The sequence below is a fragment of the Mycobacterium sp. genome, assembly GCF_051006775.1.
Lineage (GTDB): Bacteria > Actinomycetota > Actinomycetes > Mycobacteriales > Mycobacteriaceae > Mycobacterium.
Map to the genome: position 1 here is coordinate 1 of NZ_JBPCSX010000118.1, position 2,770 is coordinate 2,770.

Consider the following 2,770-nt stretch of genomic DNA (forward strand, 5'->3'; position numbering starts at 1 on the left):
GGGTCGAAGCCGGTGGGCCGGGTCGCGGCGAGGTTGTACTGGGCCTCCAGGTCGATGTTGATGCCGACCAGCAGGGAGTTGTTCTTCGTCGGGTCATAGGTGAGGGTGTTGGAGCCGCAGGTGTTGCATTGCAGGATGGCATTGGCCACCTGTTGGTAGTCGGATCCGGGGTTCAACAGGTTCACACCGGTGAGTTGGCCGCCGCTGAAGTTGAGACGGACCACCGCACGGGTCGGATCGGAGCTGTTGAGTCCCAGCGGGTTGGGCGGATTGTTGCCGAGGATCTCGAAGTCCTGTGTCGTTGTCAGGAAGCTGCTTGACGCCAGGTCCGACTCGAAGTACCCGTTTCCGTAGTTGACCAGTTGGACGTTCTGGAGCGACCCGTTGCCGTCGACATCGAAGCTGAACATGGCCAGATCATCGGCCTTGGCGGTTGCCGGTGACCACTGCCGGTAGAAGAGACTGCTGGGGTCGAAGTTGGTGATGCCCTGGGTGCGGCCGATCAGCGAGATGGCCGGGTCGATCGGCTGGGCCGTTTGGTAGTGGATCATCATGTAGCTGTCGCCGGCGTCGATCTGCGCGGCGCCGGAGCCGAAGCCGTACGCACCGGAGAGATCGTTCTGAACCACATCCCACTCGCTGAGGTAGGCGGGTTTCTTCAGTTCGAACGTCGTGTTGCGGTCTGAGACGCTGGTGATTGTCAGCTTTTCCTGCTCTGGATTATTCGGGTAGCCGTCCACGGGAAAGTTGTACTTGGTGTAGCTGTAGTAGCCGCTCACGCCGACGCTGGTGGGATTGGCCGACAGGTAGGGCGCGAGTACTGAGGCCTCGGAGTTCGGGTCCTGTGTGGTACCGAAACCGTTGATGTCGTAGTTGTAGAGGTCGGCGGCGATTTCGTTGAGGAAGTTGGTCGGTATCAGCGCGCTGGTGCCGTAGGGCGCGTAGTTGAGCGCGTCGAGCGTCTTGCCCCCGTCGCCGATGGTGAGGAAGGGGATGCCGGTGCCGATTCCGTCGGCCGACGGTGTCATCTCCAACGCGCGCGAATAGGCGTGGCTGTGGCCGTTCATGTAGGCGTCGAACAGGGATGTGCCGTTCTCGTCTTTGAGACCCTCGAGGAAGTTAAGGACCGGCGCGTTGCTGGTATAGCTGTCGTCGGCGGGGTTCCCGGTGTTGCCGACGTGGTAGGCGGGGTGATGGCCCATCACGATGTTCCAGACGGCGTCGGAGTTCTGCAGATCCGCCTGAGCCCACAGGAACATCTCGCGGCCGATGGAGGGTGCGTCGCCGGGCGTTGTCGGATCCTGGAACCAGGCTTCGGACGCTGTCAGGTTCGGGTCCCGGACGTCGTAGTTGAGGTCCGCGAAAAGGTTGCCTTGGGCATCTTTAAGGTCCGTGACCTCCTGCCCTTTCATTGGGCCGTTGGGGGCGGTGACCGGCTTTTCGGTGTTGGGCGCGAAGTTGAAGGTGTAGAAGCCGGCGTCGGTGAGCAGACGGCTGGTGTCGATGATCGTCAGATGGACCAGCGGCCGTCCGCCGCCGGCATCGCCGAGGTCGACGCCGTAGTAGATGCCGTAGCCGTTCGGATCCAGCTTGCCGATGTCAAGGCTGCCGGGCGTCAGATTGCCGGGGTTTCCGTCGCCGAGATAGGAGTGGTAGTCGAGCAGGCTTTGAGTGCTGCCGATCTTGGTGTTGATTCGTGTTGTCTTGATGGGCGGATAAGGCGGATTCTTGATGATGTTCTGCAGGTAGTCCCATGCGTCCGCGCCGATGGGTTTGCCGTTGTAGTACCTCCGGAAGTTGACCTGATTGACGCTGGCGTCGTTGTAGGCGCCCAGGATTGTGGCTACGTCGTGATTGCCGGGGACTGCGAAGTAGTGGTTCACTCCGTCGGGACTGCCGCCGGGCTTGCTGGGGTCGACGGGGTTGGGGAAGCCGTTGGGATAGTTGTAGAGGTTGTAGGGCCACTGCGTCTTCCCCGGTACTGCCTCAACGCCACCTAGGGTGCCGTCGGTGTAGATCGAGCCGGCCTGGGTATAGGCCGGCGGCGCGTAGGGGTGGATCCAGTCGTTGTAGTACTGGCCGATGTTGTAGTCCAGCAGGGTGCTGGAGGCGACGTTGTAGCTTTCGTCTCCGAGCTGGATCACGTCCGTCGGATTCCAGCTGTGCATCATGTCCGACACCGCCTGCTGCAGCGGTGCACTGGCCCCGAGGTCGTAGCGCCGGTACCAGCCGGGCGAGTAGTAGAAGTTGGTGCCGTTCGTGTAGGAGTTTCCGGCATCTCCGAGGACCGCGAGACGGATGGAGGCGTCGGCGGCCACGGTGGTGGCCTGCGTTGTTATCGCTGGCGCTATCGGGGCATTGCTGCGGGCATTGATCGGGGAATCGCGTCGGACGGGGCGGACGGCCGGGGCTATGGCGCGCACTGCTCTTGTGGCTGCAGCGCTCGCGTTCGGCACTCCGGAGCCAGACGTCGCGACGGCTTTTCGTGTGGCGTTGGTGGATGCGCTCTGGGCGGCCCCGCGAGCCGCTCCGGACCGCTCCTCCGCCGAACCGTGTCTCGCCGGGGCGCCGCCGTCATCGGCTGTCGCCGTGGGGGCTGTCGACAGGGCCACGCCGGCGGCTGCGACAGCGGCGCCGGCCTGCAGCCAGAGCACCACCGGAATCACCCGCCGCCGGCCTCTGCGTTGCGCAGCGTCCTTTGCCATGTCTCTCCTCCGTCCCGGGCCGGACAGCGCACCAACGGTGTCGCACGGAGACGGGCACTTGCTCG

1 protein-coding gene is annotated in these 2,770 nt (G+C 63.6%); it reads right to left on the bottom strand.

From position 1 onward, the window contains the following. Positions 1-2,705: metallophosphoesterase family protein (locus tag ACR2JI_RS08715; protein ID WP_526389686.1), on the bottom strand; the 2,705-nt coding region annotated here is incomplete at its 3' end. Positions 2,706-2,770: the final 65 nt, after the last annotated feature.